The organism is Acidovorax sp. (assembly GCF_046339755.1).
In the GTDB taxonomy this organism is placed as follows: domain Bacteria; phylum Pseudomonadota; class Gammaproteobacteria; order Burkholderiales; family Burkholderiaceae_C; genus Acidovorax.
Map to the genome: position 1 here is coordinate 1 of NZ_JBKDTZ010000399.1, position 16971 is coordinate 16971.

The 16971-nt window shown below is 64.2% G+C and carries 27 protein-coding genes; 5 read left to right on the forward strand and 22 right to left on the reverse strand.

The genetic code is table 11. From position 1 onward, the window contains the following. From ACK59X_RS33785 to ACK59X_RS33855, 15 genes are all read right to left on the reverse strand, one after another. Positions 1–529, reverse strand: a 529-nt coding sequence (locus ACK59X_RS33785; RefSeq protein WP_409963740.1) for a hypothetical protein, incomplete at its 3' end; no start/stop codon positions are given. Between the two features lie 60 nt (positions 530–589). Next, positions 590–988, reverse strand: coding sequence for a DUF1799 domain-containing protein (locus tag ACK59X_RS33790; protein ID WP_409963742.1), 399 nt, complete (start codon positions 986–988; stop codon positions 590–592). After that, a complete protein-coding gene (locus ACK59X_RS33795; protein ID WP_409963744.1) occupies positions 907–1446 on the reverse strand; it encodes a phage tail assembly chaperone in 540 nt (179 codons plus the stop codon). The genes ACK59X_RS33790 and ACK59X_RS33795 overlap by 82 nt, the downstream gene beginning before the upstream one ends. A gap of 112 nt (positions 1447–1558) precedes the next feature. Next, positions 1559–2200: a phage tail protein gene (locus ACK59X_RS33800; protein ID WP_409963746.1), complete on the reverse strand. Its 642-nt coding sequence runs from the start codon at positions 2198–2200 to the stop codon at positions 1559–1561. Between the two features lie 69 nt (positions 2201–2269). After that, positions 2270–2623 carry a DUF3168 domain-containing protein gene (locus ACK59X_RS33805; protein ID WP_409963748.1) on the reverse strand — a complete coding sequence of 118 codons (354 nt, stop codon included), beginning with the start codon at positions 2621–2623 and terminating at the stop codon, positions 2270–2272. Then, positions 2620–3051 (reverse strand): HK97-gp10 family putative phage morphogenesis protein, encoded by a 432-nt coding sequence (locus ACK59X_RS33810; protein WP_409963750.1) that lies wholly within the window; start codon positions 3049–3051, stop codon positions 2620–2622. Before ACK59X_RS33810 ends, ACK59X_RS33805 begins: the two co-directional genes overlap by 4 nt. Next, positions 3051–3371 (reverse strand): phage head closure protein, encoded by a 321-nt coding sequence (locus ACK59X_RS33815; RefSeq protein WP_409963752.1) that lies wholly within the window; start codon positions 3369–3371, stop codon positions 3051–3053. The genes ACK59X_RS33810 and ACK59X_RS33815 overlap by 1 nt, the downstream gene beginning before the upstream one ends. Continuing rightward, positions 3371–3718 (reverse strand): head-tail connector protein, encoded by a 348-nt coding sequence (locus ACK59X_RS33820; protein ID WP_409963754.1) that lies wholly within the window; start codon positions 3716–3718, stop codon positions 3371–3373. Before ACK59X_RS33820 ends, ACK59X_RS33815 begins: the two co-directional genes overlap by 1 nt. Before the next feature lie 2 nt (positions 3719–3720). Further along, on the reverse strand, positions 3721–3984 hold the full coding sequence (locus tag ACK59X_RS33825; protein ID WP_409963756.1) for a HeH/LEM domain-containing protein: 264 nt from the start codon (positions 3982–3984) through the stop codon (positions 3721–3723). Between the two features lie 43 nt (positions 3985–4027). Continuing rightward, positions 4028–5371 (reverse strand): phage major capsid protein, encoded by a 1344-nt coding sequence (locus ACK59X_RS33830; protein ID WP_409963758.1) that lies wholly within the window; start codon positions 5369–5371, stop codon positions 4028–4030. A 1-nt stretch (position 5372) separates the two neighbouring features. After that, positions 5373–6212 (reverse strand): head maturation protease, ClpP-related, encoded by an 840-nt coding sequence (locus ACK59X_RS33835; protein ID WP_409963760.1) that lies wholly within the window; start codon positions 6210–6212, stop codon positions 5373–5375. Further along, entirely contained in the window at positions 6190–7515 is a 1326-nt protein-coding gene (locus tag ACK59X_RS33840) for a phage portal protein (RefSeq protein ID WP_409963762.1), read from the reverse strand. Before ACK59X_RS33840 ends, ACK59X_RS33835 begins: the two co-directional genes overlap by 23 nt. A gap of 9 nt (positions 7516–7524) precedes the next feature. Continuing rightward, positions 7525–9369: a terminase large subunit gene (locus tag ACK59X_RS33845; protein WP_409963764.1), complete on the reverse strand. Its 1845-nt coding sequence runs from the start codon at positions 9367–9369 to the stop codon at positions 7525–7527. Next, a complete protein-coding gene (locus tag ACK59X_RS33850; RefSeq protein ID WP_409963766.1) occupies positions 9317–9700 on the reverse strand; it encodes a hypothetical protein in 384 nt (127 codons plus the stop codon). The genes ACK59X_RS33845 and ACK59X_RS33850 overlap by 53 nt, the downstream gene beginning before the upstream one ends. 73 nt (positions 9701–9773) lie before the next feature. Beyond that, positions 9774–10109, reverse strand: a complete 336-nt coding sequence (locus tag ACK59X_RS33855) for an HNH endonuclease signature motif containing protein (RefSeq protein ID WP_409963768.1) — start codon at positions 10107–10109, stop codon at positions 9774–9776. Between the two features lie 46 nt (positions 10110–10155). On the opposite strand from ACK59X_RS33855, the gene ACK59X_RS33860 reads away from it, so the two are divergent. Continuing rightward, positions 10156–10515 carry a hypothetical protein gene (locus ACK59X_RS33860; protein ID WP_409963770.1) on the forward strand — a complete coding sequence of 120 codons (360 nt, stop codon included), beginning with the start codon at positions 10156–10158 and terminating at the stop codon, positions 10513–10515. On the opposite strand, the gene ACK59X_RS33865 is transcribed toward ACK59X_RS33860, so the two are convergent. After that, positions 10506–10853 (reverse strand): hypothetical protein, encoded by a 348-nt coding sequence (locus tag ACK59X_RS33865; protein ID WP_409963772.1) that lies wholly within the window; start codon positions 10851–10853, stop codon positions 10506–10508. The genes ACK59X_RS33860 and ACK59X_RS33865 overlap by 10 nt on opposite strands. 294 nt (positions 10854–11147) lie before the next feature. On the opposite strand from ACK59X_RS33865, the gene ACK59X_RS33870 reads away from it, so the two are divergent. Genes ACK59X_RS33870 through ACK59X_RS33885 form a run of 4 tightly spaced genes read left to right on the forward strand, consistent with a single transcriptional unit; the run spans position 11148 to position 12558 of the window. Next, positions 11148–11354, forward strand: a complete 207-nt coding sequence (locus ACK59X_RS33870) for a hypothetical protein (protein WP_409963774.1) — start codon at positions 11148–11150, stop codon at positions 11352–11354. Positions 11355–11401: 47 nt separating this feature from the next. Further along, complete coding sequence (locus ACK59X_RS33875; RefSeq protein WP_409963776.1) at positions 11402–11665, forward strand: hypothetical protein; 264 nt, start codon at positions 11402–11404, stop codon at positions 11663–11665. 2 nt (positions 11666–11667) lie between these two features. After that, positions 11668–12072, forward strand: coding sequence for a hypothetical protein (locus tag ACK59X_RS33880; RefSeq protein ID WP_409963778.1), 405 nt, complete (start codon positions 11668–11670; stop codon positions 12070–12072). Continuing rightward, entirely contained in the window at positions 12073–12558 is a 486-nt protein-coding gene (locus tag ACK59X_RS33885) for a hypothetical protein (RefSeq protein WP_409963780.1), read from the forward strand. A 189-nt stretch (positions 12559–12747) separates the two neighbouring features. Here ACK59X_RS33885 and ACK59X_RS33890 read toward each other — a convergent pair whose 3' ends face one another. From ACK59X_RS33890 to ACK59X_RS33915, 6 genes are read right to left on the reverse strand one after another with little or no spacing between them, the layout of a single operon-like run. Beyond that, the gene (locus ACK59X_RS33890; protein ID WP_409963782.1) at positions 12748–13470 is read right to left on the reverse strand and encodes a hypothetical protein; all 723 of its coding nucleotides are present in this window, start codon (positions 13468–13470) and stop codon (positions 12748–12750) included. 12 nt (positions 13471–13482) lie between these two features. Continuing rightward, positions 13483–13635, reverse strand: a complete 153-nt coding sequence (locus ACK59X_RS33895) for a hypothetical protein (RefSeq protein WP_409963784.1) — start codon at positions 13633–13635, stop codon at positions 13483–13485. Next, positions 13635–13892 carry a hypothetical protein gene (locus ACK59X_RS33900; RefSeq protein ID WP_409963786.1) on the reverse strand — a complete coding sequence of 86 codons (258 nt, stop codon included), beginning with the start codon at positions 13890–13892 and terminating at the stop codon, positions 13635–13637. Before ACK59X_RS33900 ends, ACK59X_RS33895 begins: the two co-directional genes overlap by 1 nt. Before the next feature lie 9 nt (positions 13893–13901). Next, positions 13902–14192 (reverse strand): hypothetical protein, encoded by a 291-nt coding sequence (locus ACK59X_RS33905; RefSeq protein WP_409963788.1) that lies wholly within the window; start codon positions 14190–14192, stop codon positions 13902–13904. Beyond that, entirely contained in the window at positions 14161–16014 is a 1854-nt protein-coding gene (locus ACK59X_RS33910; protein ID WP_409963790.1) for a toprim domain-containing protein, read from the reverse strand. The genes ACK59X_RS33905 and ACK59X_RS33910 overlap by 32 nt, the downstream gene beginning before the upstream one ends. Next, positions 16011–16961, reverse strand: a complete 951-nt coding sequence (locus tag ACK59X_RS33915; protein ID WP_409963792.1) for a helix-turn-helix domain-containing protein — start codon at positions 16959–16961, stop codon at positions 16011–16013. Before ACK59X_RS33915 ends, ACK59X_RS33910 begins: the two co-directional genes overlap by 4 nt. Positions 16962–16971 lie beyond the last annotated feature (10 nt).

Here is a 16971-nt window from a genome sequence, read left to right on the forward strand (position 1 = left end):
TTTTTAATGCTTCACGCTGCCGTTTTTCGAAGGCTTCACTTGTGATGGTCACGGACCCTGTATCGACAATTCCGGATCGCAAAGCTGCTCGCATTGTTTGGCCATCTTGCGCCCATGTTTTGATCCAATTCCTGAACTTCACCCCAGCTCCGTTGGTGGCTGGAGTTTCATCGATTGACTGCGGCCGCCCGAACTTTGTCTCAAGCGCTGGACCCGCTGCCATATCGAGGAATACGGACTCAATCGACAAGCGAAGGTAGGCGAGCTTTCCATCAATGAAAACCACATGCCCATCCTTCACCGGGGCGCCACCGAATGAAGATCCATCCGCACACGCCTTGATGCGTGAGGAAATGTCGCCCCCCTCCTTCGCGGCGAGCCGCTCCTCACATTTGCGAGGATCAAAGGTGCAGCGACTATCGTTGCACACGTAGCCAGGCAAAGCCGTCTGAAATTCTTCAAGGCTGTCGCCGATTTTCACACCCTTGTATGAAAAGGGATCAGCGTACGCAACGCCAGTCAGCAGCATGGCTCCAAAAAAAAGTGTTAGCCGCATAGCTCCTCCTTCTGAAGGCGCCATGGTAGCGGATCAGTCTTTCTCGGCCATCGCCTCCAGGGCGCTGCGCTCGATCACCTGCAGGTCGGCGAAGATCGCATCGCGCTCTTCGGGGGTCTTGTCGCGGTGCAGGCGGTCCAGCGTGCCGAACACCGCCGGGTAGTCCAGGCCGGTGGCGCCGCCCATGCCCACGCGCCACTGGGTGCTTACCGCGCAGAAGAACAGGCAGGCATTCACATGCTCGGGCCAAACCTCGACGTCCTTTTCTGGGAAGTCGGTGAGCTTGAGCCCCCAGGCTGCCAGCTCCTTTTCATCGGGCGCCTTCTCGTAGGGCGCGCGCCCGATGGCCTTCAGTTTCCCAGGCGCAGGCCTTCGCGGGTTTCGTTGTAGGCCTTGAACACGGCTTCGGCCGCGCCGGGGTAGCTGTCGCACATGTCGGTGAGCGCGTCCACGCCGAGGGGTTCGTCCAGGTCCCAGCCGGTGACGATCTGCACGATCAGCTCGGCGCTGTGCTTGGCGCGCAGCGCCGCGATGTCGCTCTCCTTCCCCGGCTTGATCAGCGCGGTGATGGCGGCCTCCTTGGCGTCGGCATCGGTGGTTGCGGCGTCCTCGGTGGCCGCTGCCTTCTTGGTGGCCTTCTTGGCTGCCGGGGTGGGCTTGTCCTGCTGCTCGGCGGCATAGGCCTGCTCCGCCTCGGCGCGCGCGGCGTCGAAGAGGGCCTGCACGGTCTTGCCGATGGCGTCGGCGTGCTGCTCGCGCATCTTTGCCCACACGGTGTAGGGCAGGTGGCGGGCGTCGAAGTTCAATTCGTCCAGCCCGTGCGGGGTGGGGACTTCGACCTTCAGCGCGAAGGATTGGGGGGTGGACTTGCCGATAACGAGTTTGGCCATGGTGTTGGTACTTTCGACGGGGAGAGATAAAGGCCCGTGCCCAGCCCTGCCGCCCCGTCGAAGGAGCGAACAGAGCCGGGCCGGTGCACGGTGGCGGCTTGGCGGCCGGGGATCAGTAGCGCGTTGGGCGGCCCTGCAGCGAGATGGTGGCGCGCACCTGCATAACGCTGCCCTTGGTGAGGGTGGGCGTTTCGTTGAACGACCCGAAGCCGTTGTAGAGCAGCACGGCGCCGTTAGGCAGTGTGACCTTCAGCGCGCGGATGGCGCGGGCTTCGCCGGCGGCCTTCAGGGCCTGATAGCCGGGCAGCGTGGGGTCATCGCCGATGCCGATCTGGATCGACTGGGCACTGGTCACCGTGGGCAGTTGGCGCTCGTAGTCTTCTTCCAGGAAGCTGAAGTTGGCGAACTGCTGGTCACCGCCCGAGGTGGTGAACTCCAGGATCTGCGGGATCTGCGTCCAGGCCGTGATTTCGCGCAGACTGCCCACGCCGGTGCCCGCCGAGAAGCGGTTGGTGTCGGTGGTGTCGATGCCCGTCACGTCCAGCGCGTTGGTGGCCACGTTGGAGGCCTTGAACACGCGGTCGCTGATCTTCTGCCAGCCCGACTTGAGCTCGTAGAAGGCACCGTTGAGCAGGCCGTGCGCGGCCGAGGTGATGACGCCGGGGTTGGCGTTGGTGATGGCGGTCACGGTCTTGACCGAGCCGTAGGTGGTTGCAATGGCGATGGTTGCGCCGTCAGGGAGAGATACAGCCATGGTGTGGCCCTTTCTTCGAGAAAAAGCCCTTTCGGGCGGTGGTGGCCAGAGGCCGGAAACTGCGGGGCGCTACCGCGCGCCCCAGACGGAAAAGCGCTGGATGGAGCCGAAGAGCTTGGTGTCGTCTTCGTAGGTCGAAATGGGCTCGCCCATGGGCCCGGCGGTGAACAGCCCCGAGGCGCAGAGCGCGTCCTCGGCCTGCCGTATCAGTGCCAACGACTGCGCCCGCGTGGTGCTGTACACGCTGATCTGCAGGTAGCCGTGCCGCAAGCTCGCGGGCGTGTTGTCCAGGAAGCGCAGCGTGTTGCCACCCAGGCCCTGCCACACGATGTAGGGATTGGTGGCCCCGGCCGGCGCGACATCGGGGTAGACCCGTGGGCACACCCCCTGCAGCAGTTCGACCAGGTCGGATTCCGTGCTCATGAGGTCACCTCTTGGATATACCGGTCCCTGATGGCCTCGCGCACCTCGGCCCGCGTCTCGATCACAGCGCGGCCAATGAACGGATCCGCGGCGGTGCGGCTGGTGCCGTTGTGCACGATGAACCCGTAAGGCGCCTCAGACTTGTTGAAGCTGATGTGGTACGTGGACCGATCCTTGTAGCTGTTGTCCTTGCTGAACACCTGATAGATCGAATCGCGCAGCGTGCCCGGCGCATAGGGGCCATACTTCTTGCCCCTGATGTGGAAAACGTGGCTGTCCTTGGACACCGGGGCGAGGATGCGTGCGCGCTCGTAGATGATCTGCGTGCCGGCCTGGGCCGCGGGCCTGGTGGCCGCGTGCACCTTGTCCACCTCGGCGCGCAGGTCCTGCTTGAAGGCCGCGATGTTCATGCGGATGGCCATGCCCATTACGACACCACCTCGCACGCCAGGTCCAGGTACATCCGCCCCGACACATCCGGCATCACCGCCTGGATGTTGTAGGCCACCAGGTTGTGCACCACGCGCATGCCCGCGGTCACTCCCTCCCGGTAGCGGATGCGGATCGAGGCCTGCACCGTGGAGACGGGAGCGCCGGCCTTGATGGCCTCCAGGCCCGACTTCATGCGGATGTCTGCCCACACCGAGGCCACGTCCACCCAGCCGGGGATGGGCTGGCCGAGTGCATCCTGCACTTCGGCCGGCTGCTGGATGGTGATGCGGCGATTGAGAGAGCCGGCGCGCAGCATCAGACCCCCGGCACGCGGCGCTTGGCCCGCAACAGCGACTTCGCGCCCAGTGGAAGCTCAGCGACGCTCACGCCCGCCACCACGTCCTCGCGGTTGGCGTAGAGGTGGCCCAGCGTGAGGAGGATGGCCGAGCGGACCACCGGGCTGATCACCAGCGGATCTTCACCCGCCGTACCCGCCGTTACGCCAGCCTCCAGGTCCTCGGGCGTCGCGTACAGCTTGCGGTTGAGATAGTCGGCCGCCGCTTCCTCGGCCGCCTCCAGGTAGCCGGTGATCAGGGTGTCTTCGCCGGCCCCGTCTGCACGCAGATGGGCCAGAGCGGTAGGCAGTGGCACCAGCGTTGCCATGGTCAGTCCTTTGGCAGCAACGCCAGCAAGTCGGCCTTCTTGGCCGTGGGATCGAACGCGATGCCCTTGGCCGTCAGCGCAGCCTTGATCTCGGGCACGGTCAGCTTGCCGTCGCCGTTGGCATCGGGCCCGCCGTCGTCGCCCTCCAGCGCGTCGTAGTAGCGGGCCGTGGCCTCCAGCTCGGGCGGGCATTCGTCGCCGGGCTGGTAGGTCACTGGGTAGATTTCGCCGTTGGGCACGGCGTCGAATGGCTTCGTTACCTTCATGTGGTTCTCCGGTGGAGGGCGAGCCGGAGCCCGCCCCGTGCCATCAGCTGGCGTTGACGTTCATGGCCTTCAGAACATCGGGGTTCAGCAGGCCGCCGCCCACGCGCTTCGTGGTGTAGAAGTGCACATAGGGCTTGTTGGTGAACGGATCGCGCAGCACACGCACGCCAGTGCGGTCCACGATCAGGTAACCGCGCTTGAAGTCACCGAAGAGGATGGACTTCGCGTTCGCGGCAACGTTGGGCATCCCGGCCATTTCGGTAGTGGGGTAGCCTCCGATGGTGGCGGGCTGGCCAGCCACAAAAGAGGGCTGCCACAAGTAGTTACCTTGGCCGTCCTTCAGCTTGCGCACCAGACCCTGAGTGCTGCGATTGAGCACGAAGCGGGCGCCCGCCGTGTATTCGCTTGGCAGTGCATAGATCAGGTCCTGGATTGCGTCCGAGGTGATCGCACCCACGGCGCCCGAGCCCACGGTCTTGATGTCGCCCCAGGGGTGCGCAGCGGCATTTGCGCCGCCGGTGACGTAGGTCAGGACACCGTTCGGGCGGTCGTTGGCGCCAGTGCCGCTCAAGAAGGCCAGGCCCTCCTGATACGCGAACTCCACTTCGACCTCGCCGGCCAGCCACTGCTCAAGGTTGATCTCGGAGTCGTCCAGCATCTGCTGGGTTGCAGCGGGGTTGGCGTAGATCTCGCCCGGCTTGTAGGTCAGCGGGCTGATGGTCGGCGTGTTGGTCTGTGGGCGCGCCGTGGTTTCACCCACCCAGCCGGACGTGGTGCCGCGGTTGTTGAACAGCTTGGTGAAGCCGGCGCCGGAGATGGTTTGCACTGCGCAGATACCACGCATCGGCGACACCTGCACCAGACGATCCGTGATGGTGCGGTCCCATTCCACTGGGGCCAGGTAGCCGCCTTCAGTGGCAACACCTTTGTTCAGCGCTGCCTGCACGTCGCCGCGCTTCATGTGGGCTTGGAAGGAGTCGGTGTATTCGGCGTCCTTCACGCGGCTGCCGTTGCCGCCACCGTTCATCTGGCCGGCGGCCAGTTTCACGTTCAGGTCGTCCACGGACTTTTGCAACGTGCCGATGTCGGCATTGATGCGGTCCACCTTCAGCGCCTGCAGCGCGTCCGCGTTGCCCTTCTTCACCGCCTCCAGCTGGGCGGTGTGCTCGGCCTTGAAGGTGGCAAAGGCTTGGTTCAGCGCCTCGACGGCGGCCTTGACCTCGCCGGGTCCGGGTGGCGTGTCCGCGCGCACAGCGATCAGGCCGCGGGGAACGGGCTTGGCGGCAGCCTTTTCGGCCACAGCCTTCAGCGCGCTGGCTTCGGCCGCCGAAACGGCCATGGTTGCGAGGGCGGCCACGGCCGCGAGTGCAATGAGAGACTTTTTCATTTCAGACTTTCAGGGAGTTGGTGAGTGAAAGCAGCAGTGCTGCGGCTTCGCCAGCGCCCGGCGTGGCGGCGTCATCGGCAGCGCCCGGCGTGCCGTTGAACAGGGCTTTGAAGGCCTCGCGGCGCACGGAGCGGGAGTGCCCCGCGCGCGCCATGGATGCCTCCACCAGGGCCAGCGTCTTGCGCGGCATGTGCGCGCTGGCGTCCTGCTTGATGTCTTTGCTGTCGATCAGGCCGGTGGCTAGGCCGTCTTCCACAGCCTGCGCGGCGCCGATCCAAGTTTCCTTGTCCATGAGGGCGGCGGCCTCGGCAACCGTCATCCCCGAGCGCGCGGCATAAACGCCGGCCATTGCGGCATCGAATGGTTCCAGCCGCTTGGCTGCGTCGGCCATGTCGTGCCGGTTGCCAATGGCCACAGCCCAGGCGTTGTGCACCATCAGGAAGGCGCCGTCGCCCATCAGGATCTCGTCACCTGCCATGGCGATGACCGATGCGGCCGAGGCGGCCAGGCCCATCACCCGTACGGTGACCTTTCCGGCGTGCTGGCGCAGCATGTTGTAGATGGCCACGCCCTCGAAAAAGTCGCCGCCGGGTGAATTGACATTGACCTGGACTTCCTTGTCGGCGCCAATGGCACGCAAAGCGGCTCCAATGCGCTTGGCCGTCACTCCGTTGCCATCCCAGCCCTCTCCGATTGCGTCGTAGATGGAGATGGAGTTGGCCGCCTCGGTCGCGGCGCGAATCTCGGGCTGCCAGCGCTCCAGCGCGTCGGGTCGGGCGTCGAACTGGGCAGCGCCCAGGCGGTGATCCGCACGGATCTCAGGGAGTTTGAGCAGGCTCATTGGTAGGTGCCTTCTGGCCAGAGGGTGGGCGCAGCTTCTGTGCTGCTGGGTCATTGGTGGCGGGCATGTCGGACAGCTCGCGCACCTCGTCTTGCGTGTACCAGGGGCCATGCCCCCCGGCGCCGAGGGCTTTGGCGAAGTAGTCACCCTGGTCTTTGAGCGTGCCGCGCAGCAACGCGCGCTCGTTGAACTTGTAGAAGAAGCGGTCTTGCTCGGGCTCGCTGAGCAGCGTGCGGGCCGCGGCCTCTTCCCAGGCAGTGAACCAGCGCTGCAGGCCGTACTGCACGAAGAAGATGCCCAGTTGCTCGATGCCGGAGCCCCATGCCGTCTCATCCATCATCAGCAGGGGCCGGGGCACGCCGAAGGCGCGAGCCACTTCCTCAATTTGCAGGTTGCGCTGCTCGTTGTGCTGCGCCTCGGCCGCGGTGGACGCCCATTTCGAAGCCTTGGCGCCCTCCTCCAGCAGCATGAAGTTGCCGGCGTTGGCCGCGCCCGCGTGCGTCTCGTCCAGCGATGCGCGCATGCGGTCATAAGCAATGTCCGATAGCGCCTGCGGAACTTCAATCGCGCCACTGGCCATCACACCCTTGGCAAAGATGCGCGCGGCGGCCATTTCCGCCTGGCGGGCCAGCGTGATCGCCTCCTGAGCGAGCTTGACCCGCGAGAGCCCCACTTCTCCATTCGCCGACAAGTCGCGCAGATGGAAAACCTCCTGCTGCTTGAGTTGGATCACCACGCCATCCTTGCGGGTGTACTCGTACCGCATCAGCCAGTCATCGCCCAGCTCGGCCTTGACGCGATCAGACTCCATTGGAATCAAATGCAGAGGCCGCCCCAGCGACCAGATGACGCGGGCATAAGCATTGCCGTGCACCAGGGCATTCAGCTGCATCTGGCCCTTGAACTCGCTGGGGGTTTGCCAGGTGTTGGGCTTGCGCTTCAAGCGCTTGTGCGCCTCCATTTCGTCGGCCACACGCTTCTCTTCGCCGCGCTCGATCAGGTTGCACGGCAGCATGCCGATGCTTTCCGAGATCAGGAAGACGCACCGAAGCACTGCCATATTGCGCAGGGCCCGCATGCCCTGCGAGTAGCCGCCGGTTGTGTCGCCCCGGATGAACTCCAGCAGCGCTGGATCGTCCAGGCCGGAGAACAGTGTGCCGGCCGGCACCTCGGCGCGGGGGCTGGGCGCTGGCGCGGCAGCAGCCGGCGCGTCCGACAGCGTGGGCTCCACCGTCGCTGGTTCGAGCGCGCGCGGCTCCGCTGCCGAAGCGTTGCCACCTCGGAGAATGTCAAAAAAGCCCATGCTTGGCCCTTACAGTCGCCGGATTCCCCGGGTTTCGTAGACCGACCCCTTACCGGCGTTCGCACTGGCGGCGCCGATGGCCATGCACAGCGCCACGGCGGCGTCGATCTTGTTGATGGAGCGGGTCTTGGCCAGCCAGTGGTTGCCCCATTTGTCCTCTTCGGTGACGGCGGACATCATTGCGGACACCAGCACCGGGTTACGCCGCAGCCTTATCCGGCCTTCGAGCAGCGCCTCTTCCAGGATCCGCAGGGACCCTGGCATCCACAGTCCTTCCGCCTTCTCCTTCTTGGCCTCGGCGGCCTTCACCATGGCATCGGTGGGCTTGCCCTTCTTCAGGCCGCCTTGCGGGTGCTCGATGAACTCGACCTTGAACCCAATCTGGTCCACCTCCTCCTCGAACCGCTTGTATGCGAAGCGGTCGTAGGCCACCAGTTGCACGTCGTAGTAGCCCACGTCCTCGGCCAGGGTCTGCGCCACATGCCGGAAGTTGATGCTCTCGCCCGGCGGCGCGTGGATGTGGCCCTGTGCCTTCCACACGCTATAGGGAATCTTGTCCTTCAGCTCGCGCCCCGCCAGGGTGTCGCCTGGCGTCCAAGCCTCGATCCAGCCATCGAACAGCGGTTTGCCCTTGTCATTCACACCGGTCTGAACCACCGCGGCCTTTGCCGTGATGTCGCGGTTCTGCGACAGGTCCAGTCCGATGTAGACCTTCTTGCCCTTGTGCTCCTGCAGCGGGTCGAAGTCAGCCAATGCCGGCTCCAGGGTGCTGCGCGTCATCCAGGCTGTTTCGGCATCGGTCCAGATGCAGAAATGCAACCGCAGGATGCCGTTCAACTGGCCAGGCAGCGCCTTGGCCTGCGCCACTACATCAGCCAGGTACTGGTGGGTGATGGTCACGCCCAGCAGCGGGTTTGCCTTGGGCCAGCAGCTCGGATCCTTCAGTGGGTCGTCGCCCTTATCCAGGGCGCACACGTAGCTGAAGGTCGTGTCGTCGATTACATCGCCCACATAGGTGGGATCGTTGACCGCCTCCGTGTGCCCTGCGGCCACGTTGACCGCGTGCGTGTGCTCCTCCCAGCAGACAGAGTTCCGGTCGCTGCCGCTGTTCGTGATCATGAACAGCAGCGGCTGCCGGCGGAACTTGAACCCGCGCTCCAGCATTTCGATGCTCTTGCGGTCGGGCAGCTCGTGCACTTCGTCGGCCAGCACCAGCGATGGCCGCGGGCCTGAACCCGTTTTGCCTGTGTCTTTCGACACCGGCCGGAAGAAGCTGGCGTTGGGGTGGAACGCGATGTTGTACTCACGCCCCTCGCCGCCCGAGAACTGCAGGCGCTTCTTCAGGGCCTTCGAGGCCTTGACCATCTTCACCGCGTCGGCGAACAGAATGCCGGCCTGCTCCTTCTTGGCCGCTGCCGCGTACACCTGCGCGCCGGCCTCGCCGTCCGCCACCAGGCCGAACAACCCAATGCCGCCTGCCATCGGGCTTTTGCCGTTGCCCTTGCCCTGCTCAATGAAGGCGCGGCGAAAACGCCGGGTGCCGTCTGCTCGCTTCCAGCCGTGCAGCGATCCGATGATGAATGCCTGGCTCGGGTCCAGGTCGAATTTCTTGCCCTCGAACTGTCCTTCGGACAGCTTCAGCACCGACTCGAAGAACTCGAAAGCGAACTGAGCGGCGGCCGGGTCGTAGTACAGCCCCCGCTTGTGCGCCTCCTTCAGATCCTGCAGGTGCCGCCGGCAGGCGTTGCGGACGTGGGGGCCCGCGATGATCTTGCCGGCCAGCACGGCACGCGCGTAGGCCTCAGTGCGATCCAAAGAACTTGTCGGCTGGGTCTTCTTCTTCGTCGCTGCCATGGTTCACCTTGGTCTCGTCCACCGGGGTGGCCCCCAGCTTGGACAGCAGCGAGCTCAATGCCTTCATCGCCTCGACCCCCATCTCGCCCGATTCCATGCGCGCGCTGAGCACGCACGCCATCCGCAACAGGATTCGGTGGCTGGCCGTCAGCCAGGGCAGCTCCCGCTGGAATTCGGCCCAGGCCAGTTTCTCCGCGTCGGTCATGGTGGCGTAGGGCTCACCCACCGGACGGATCCGCTTTGGCCCTTTCCGGCTGTTGAACCGCTGGGGGTCGTGCTGCGCGGCACCGGACACTTCGGCCTTCGCCTTGGGGGTTCTCGCTCGTGGCATGGGGTCAACCTTTGAATTGCGGACGCGCGCACGAGACGAACTGGCCGGTTTCCAGGGAAAGGGCCCCAGACTTTCACCCCCCGGGGGGGTATGGCTCCGCTTCAGGGCCCTCCAGCGGCCATCCATCGGCCCCTACAGCGACCCAGGGCCGGTGTCCGAGGTCGCGACGTGTCTTTGCCTCGTGGCACCCTCTACGCAGGCACAACACCTGGCAATTCGCGTCGGTGTCCTCGCCCCCGTTGGTCAGGGCGACGACGTGGTCCAGCTCGAACGGTCGGTCGGTGCCGGCGGTAATGTCGGTCAGGTCGCCGCAGTCGGCACAGTGGGGGTTCTTCGTCCACACCCGCAAGCGCCGGGCTTGCAGTGCCCGCCCTCGAAGCCGGCCGTCTGCGTTGTTGAACTGCTTCATCGTTCCGCTCCGCCGATAATTCGCTGACCACACTCAATGAGGCGATATGCTGGCAGAACGAACCGAAGAGCTACGGCAGTTCAAGGCGCGGGCAGATGCGCTGCAGGAGCTTGGCCGCCAAGCAAATTCGAGCCCATTGGCTGAGCAGCAAGCGATCACCGCCTACCGCGATCTGAAGAGCGAAATAGACGAGAGGCACCAGCAGCACAAGCGCGCCATGTTGGCTGAGCCGGGCGCCTGGTTCGAATCTCTCTTCCAGAATGGGCTACGGAAGGCGCATAGCGCCATGAAGAGCCCCACCCAGACCAGCCCCAAGAATCCTCGCTGGGTCAGCTCCGTGATGGACCTACGGTCCGAGATTGACGATCACCTGGCGCGACTTAAAAAGGGCTCGGCTCATGACTGACCACTGTCCCGTGGTTCGCCTGAGGCCTGATCAATCCATTTGCTCTGAGCCTCCAGCGCCTGCCCCAGCGTCATGTCGTGCCGATAGGCGGTAAGGCCATTGCTTCCTCCGTCCACCACCATGCAGCACTTGGCCACCGTCTCGCGGCTCAAGCCCAGTTCATTTGCGATCACCGAGTAGAGGTAGATCTTGATCGGCTGCTCTTGGTTTTGCAGCTGGCGGTTGAGGTGTGCCTCGATGCGTGCCGATGCGTCGTTGAATCGCCTGGCCTTTTCGGTCTTGCTGGCGTCTTTGCCGCGATATCGATCTCGCTGGGTAACGATGGGATATTGGACCATGGGCGGAATGTACTCCATCGGAGTTCATCTCCGTTCGGTCGCGGGCCGTCGATCCTCGTTGTTCTGGCGTCATCGGACTTATGGGGCTTGACCGGGCCCCGCTGACGCCTGCCGTTCGCTTCCAGCACCGAGCTCCCGGTAGGAGACACGCCCCGCCTGACCCTCAGGCGTCCCACGCTGGCTGTGGGGTAAATATGCAATGGGACTGGATCCTTACTTTCAGCGCCTACACGAAACCGCTTTGAGAGGCTGGCTCGGTCGTCCATACTGGCTGCTCCACCACTGGAGCGATCTATGACACACCCAATCCGCGAACTAGACCCTTTCCACCAGAAGGGCGCCAACATGGCTGCAGCGATGGCGAAAGAGCAATTGAGTTACGCCCGGCAGATAGTGCAGGAAGACAACCCAGAAAGCCCACACAACCCGGAACTTGTTGCGGCTGTCCTTAAAGCGATTTCTATCAATTACTTGGCATTCATCACGAATGGAAAGGGCTAGCCACCCTCGCTACGATAGGTGACCCGCCGCAACCAGGAGATTGACCAATGGACCGTCTTGTGATCGTTCGCTTCTCGATGGAAAAATCTGGAACTGAGATCCACCAGTTCACGCAACCTCTCGGTAGCTATGTCGATCTACCTTCGCCCGGCGATCAAGTGTTCGTTAACCACCGGGGGAACCCCCTTCCATTTTCCGTGGTCGCGATCAATCGTGCTTACCTCTCCGACACCCACGTCATCACCGTCGCATTGGCTATTCCGCCGAAGGTGCCGCACACGTTCATAGAGAAGTACGACGGGCTGCACTGAACATGGCTGCTAAGAAGATTGCGCCAGGGGCACCTCCTCCTAAACCCAAAAAGACACCTGAACAGCTCGCCCAGTGGGCCGCATACGAAGCGCTCTGTGCGCAGCGGGAGGAGGAAGCTAAGGCTCGTAAATTGGTAGCCGATGCCCAGGCCGCCAAGGCCAAAGTCGCGGAAGACAAACTTAAAGCCATCGAGAGCCTTCGACTGAACGGATCAATGTTCCACCAGGCAGAGCAACTGCGGCAGCTTGCACAGGCAGTATTTTCGCAGCTGGACCCGGGCGCCCCTGCCGAAGTGCTGGCGCAGGCAGCGAAGTGGCGAAAGGAAGTTCTAGAGCTCGCCGCTGGGATCGATCCGACCGCAGAAATACTTGCCAGCTTCGCCTCACCAAAACAACGGGATTTTTGAATGGAACTTCCTCGAATTGGCCCTGACCGCTTCACGCTTCACATTCAACGCACGGGTGGCTCATTCGCAGCCTATGTTCTGAGAATCCATCAAGCCGAAAACGACGACCTGCCCCCACGCTTGGTTCCAAGATACACCCTACACACACGCTTTAGGGATGAGCAGGAAGCCTACCGGGCAGGTATCGAGGTCGCGAGAAAACTAGCCACCGGAGAACTGAGCTCCGATTCAGAATCAATCTCTGAGAAGGTGGGCCACTACCGTATCAAGGCGTCAGCGGCTTTTCGCCTCGACCAGCACAAGTGGGAGCCCCAATTGCTTATCGAGAGCAGAAAGCCAGAAAACAAGGGCTCCGTGCAAGACGTAAGTGCAACGCCAAATGCGCTTCGCCTAAACCTTTTTCCTGAAGCCAGCAGCGCCTCGAAATTCGCTCTTGAGTACGGTCGTCGAATGGTTCAGGACGCGATCAGCGGTTTGAAGATTTAACTCAGATCCGCGCAACGAAAAAACCCGCCAAGGCGGGTTCGTGAGGGCGAGCGACTCCAGCGAGGTTGTCCGGTCCCGACTCTCCGCCGGGTGGTGCTTCGTGGGGCCTGGAGGCCTGCGGGTGGGCAACGATAGACGCCGATATCGTTGGCGTCTGCGTTGACGGGCGCAATGCTACCACACAATGACCTACAGCGACACGGGCACCTTGCCTGCGGCCTGCAACTTCATCGAGTGCACCCCCTTCAGAGCTACCCGCGCGCCGTGGCGAGCTCGGTCCACCTCCTGCTCGATGCGCGCTGAGATCACCCGGCCGTCCTCTCCGTGGGGGATCAGGCGCCGGCCGGTGCCGTGGCAAGCCTTGCACGGGGTCTTGCTCTGGTAGTTCGTCCCCGGCACCAGCTGCCACATGGTGCCTTGGCAGGCGATGCAATTCCGGTCGGCCCACCAGGCCAGAACGTCCAGCAGCTTCTCGGCCGCGGGCGCGATGCCCTGCGCCACCACCCAAGGCAGCAGGCCGGAATGCGGGTCCATCAGCGCGGGTAGGCTCTTGAGGCGGCCCAGGATGCGGCGGCGCTCGACGGCCAGGTGCTGCTCCGCCTGGGCCCGGGCGCCGGGTAGGTCCAGGCTCTCGACCTGGCGCACGCCTTTGCGCCCCTTCTTGCCCATCAGCACGCGCGGCATGGTCTCGGCAATGCGCCGGATGTCGTCGGGCCCGAGGCGCTGGGGCTTGGCGGTGCCATCCCATTCGGTCATCAGCTGGTACACGAGCCGGCCCAGGGGCGCGGGGGCCTTGCCGGCGGCGATCAGCAGATCCACGTCGCCGCGCCGCTCCAGGTTCACGGACAGGTCAGAGCTACTGGCTGCGCTGGTCAGGCGTTCGTCAAAGGTGGGGATGGTGCTGGTGGTCATTGGTTCCTTGGGTCACAGGGCTTGGCGTGCCCGGCGCTCCACCTCGGCGCGCTGGTCGAGGTGGGCCCGGCGTTGATCTTGGCGGCGGCGCTCACGCGCGGCGCGGTGGCGGGCCAGCCCGTAGGCACCCGCGAGCAGCAGCAGGAGAAGCAGCAGGAACAGCATCAGCCCTGCCCCTCCAGCTCTGGGAATGGCTCCAGCGGCGGCCGGGCCTGCTGGCGCTGGTGCATGGTGTTGCGCACGGCCGTGGCCGCTTGGTGGCATTCGTCGTCGGTGCCGAAGTAGATTGGCACATAGTCCATGCGGCGATCCGTGGCGTAGGCCTGGCGGTTCTCGCTGAGCATGTCGGCGATGGGCTCGATGTGCAGGGCGCACTGGCTCTGGCTCCAAAGCAGGGCATGGGTTTGCGTGGGCGTAGGCATGGTCTCTCCTCAGGCAGGTTTGCCGTCGGCGAAGACCGTGACCGGCCTCTCGTCGTAGCGGGCGGCCAGCGTGGGGCGGATGGCGTCGGCCGCGGCATCGATCACCTCGCGGTCGCCGATCAGCAGCGGGATGTACTGCAGGTCCCGGTTCTCCCGGTACGCCGCGCCATGGCTCTGGAACATCTGCTCCAGCGTTTCGATGTGCAGCAGCCCTTGCCGCTGGCTCCACAGCAGTACCCACACCTCCTTCGGGTTGAAAGTGGGGTGATCAGCGAGCAAAGGCCTGTTCAAGTTGGTCATGGAAAGATTCCTCGGTTGAAAACTCCACGAAGGAGAGGGGGAAGCGGCGCAACTGCGTGCGGTACTGCTGGGATTCCTTGTGGAACCAGAGCATCTGGGTGTAGTCCTGGAAGTCGCCGTGACGGTTTTTGGAGAGCACCAACTTCCCATCCGGCGCGTCCTGCTGCTCTCGCCACTTAGCAGTAGCTGCCTCGTCGGTGGGATCAGGCGTGGCCTCGTCCTTCTGCACACGAAACACCGCGAACACGTTGTCAGCTGCGTTGATGATGTCCAGGCTGCCCGCCACATCCATCTTGGTGGGCGGATGGCTCTCGTCGCGGCCCTTACGTGGGTGGGCGACCAGGTGGACGTGCACACCGTGCCCGCGGGCGAACCCGGCGATCTTCTGGGCGGCGACCTTCTGTGCCGAAAGTGCACCCGGACCGTCCGAGGGGATGTCCAGCATCATCAGGCTGTCGATAACGAAATGGTTTGCCCCATATCGGCGCGCTGCGTAGCTGAAAACCTCCAGTAACCGGGCCAGCTTGGCATTGCCCACCACATCGAAGATCCACATCCGATCCCGGAGCCAAGCTCCGATGGCGCGCATGTACTGGGGCGTAGGCCGGTCGATGCCGGACGCCTGCTTGTGCACCCGCTTCAGGTGGCGCACCGCCGTGAGCTCGCCCGAGAACACCACCACGCGCTGACCCTGCTTCATCAGGCCCAGCAGCACCTGGTCTAGAAACAGGCTTTTGCCGTGGCCGTTCCAGCCGGTCCAGGCCGTGTATTCCCCCGGATGGAACTCGAACCAATCGAGGTGCTTGTCCACATACAGCCTTGGCATCTTTGGCCGGCCTTCTGGCGGGTAGAACTCCGCGATCACCGCCTCGGTGTGGTCGTCCGCGCTCACCAGCTCTTCGGGGTCCAACGCCTTGGCTGCTGCAATGGCCGCCTTGAACTGCTCGGGCGTGGCGCCCTGCAGCAGCCAGTCGTTCGGGTCCTTCACGGGCAGGGAGACACGACGGCAGCGCTCAATGCCCAGCCGCCTCAACACCTCAATGGCGCCCTTGTCCCCGGCCTCGTCGTGGTCGAAGCACAGAGTGATGTCGCTGAAGCGCTCCAGGCGCTCCCAGTCGTTTTCGATCCACTGGTGGTTCCCTGCGCCGGCGTTGACCGACAGGGCCGGGATGCCGGCCTGGTGCAGGGTCATGGCGTCGATCTCGCCCTCGCAGATCGTGATCGCGCGCGCCTTGTGGTTGATCAGGTGCCAGCCGAACAGGCAGGGCATGGCGTCCTTTTCCTGGCGCATGTCCCGCTTGTTGTCGATGTTGCGGGTCTTGCCGTTCAGGTATTCGCCTGTCTCGCTCAGGTAGGGGAACACGGCATAGACGGCCTCGCCGCGCACCTGCTCCACCACCTTGAACGCCTCGATGGTCTCGGTGGTGAGCCCCCGCCCCTGCAGCCATTCAAGGGCGCGCCCAGGACTCGCCGCTGCCAGCTTGCCCCGCGGCTTGGGCGGGAGCGTGTACGTGCGCTGCGGCGGCTTCTGGTCAACCTCACGGATGCCGAGGTAGTCCTTTGCCTCCTTGAGCGCGTCGGAGAGAGTCACGCCATGGCATGCCATCCACAGGTCCACCAGATCGCCGCTCTCGCCCGATGCAAAGTCGCTCCACACCCCGGCCTTGGCGCCGCCGATGCACACAGACAGGCTCCCCCCGGCCTCGCCGCTCACCGAGCCGGCCTTCCACTCCTTGCCCGCCTTCTTGCCATTGGGCAGCAGGTACTGCGCCACGTCGTCCGCACGTGCAGCCAGACGGTCCTTGATCTCGGCGACGTTCACGCTGGAGCCCCCTCGGCCGGCACCACGTGCTCGCGGTTGCGGAACTCGGTGTAGTTCATCCAGGTGCAGCGAGAGGCCTCAGCGTCCCACTTCGAGTCGAAGCCCGCCAGCCGCCACCAGTCCGCCGGCAATGCCGCGGCCTTGGCGCGCAGCGGGTCATTGGGGGCAAGGGTCGGGGCCCGCGCAGCAGCCTTGGTGCTGCCATCCTTGGCCGGAAAGAGCCCCTGCCATCCGCCTTCGACGGATCGCTCGATCACCAGCACGGGGTCGTGACCCTCGGCGCGCAGCTTCGTCAGCGTTTTCAGCTGCAGCCTGGCCCCATCCTCGGTGATCGGTTTCCTGGCCTCTGTCCGGTGTCTGACCCACAGAGCCCAGGCCTCCGCTGGCAACCACGCCGGCAGCTCAATCCCCAATGCATCGAATCCGGACTTCGCGCGCTTCTCCTTTGTCTTTTTGGATGTATTACTGGTGTCTATGGATGTATCAGGTGCACCTCCTGCACCCCCGTGTGCACCTCCTGCACGGGTAGGGGTGCACGAGGTGCCTGGGTGGGTGTGCACCTCCTGCACGGGTGCATCTGCTGCACTGGTGCACGTCGTGCCTGGGTTCGCCCCCTCTTCATCGACTTCGACCAGTGCACCTCCTGCACGGGTAGGGGTGCACGAGGTGCCTGGGTTCTCGGCCTCTGCCGCCACCTTTTGGAGCACGATTTCGCACCGGCTGTTCTTGCCGGCGGTCTTGCTGATACGGAGTAGCCCTGTGCCTTCGAGATCGTCCAGAGCGTTCTGGACAGCCCTGCGGCTGAAGCAGGTCCATTCGCTGAGCCAGGCGATTGAAGGCCAGGCCACGCCATCGTCGTCGGCGCGGTCAGCCAGCGCCATCAGGACGCACTTGGGCGTCGGCCGGATGCGCAGCGGCCTGCAGAGGTTGGTAACGCTGTTGCTCATGCCCGCCTTG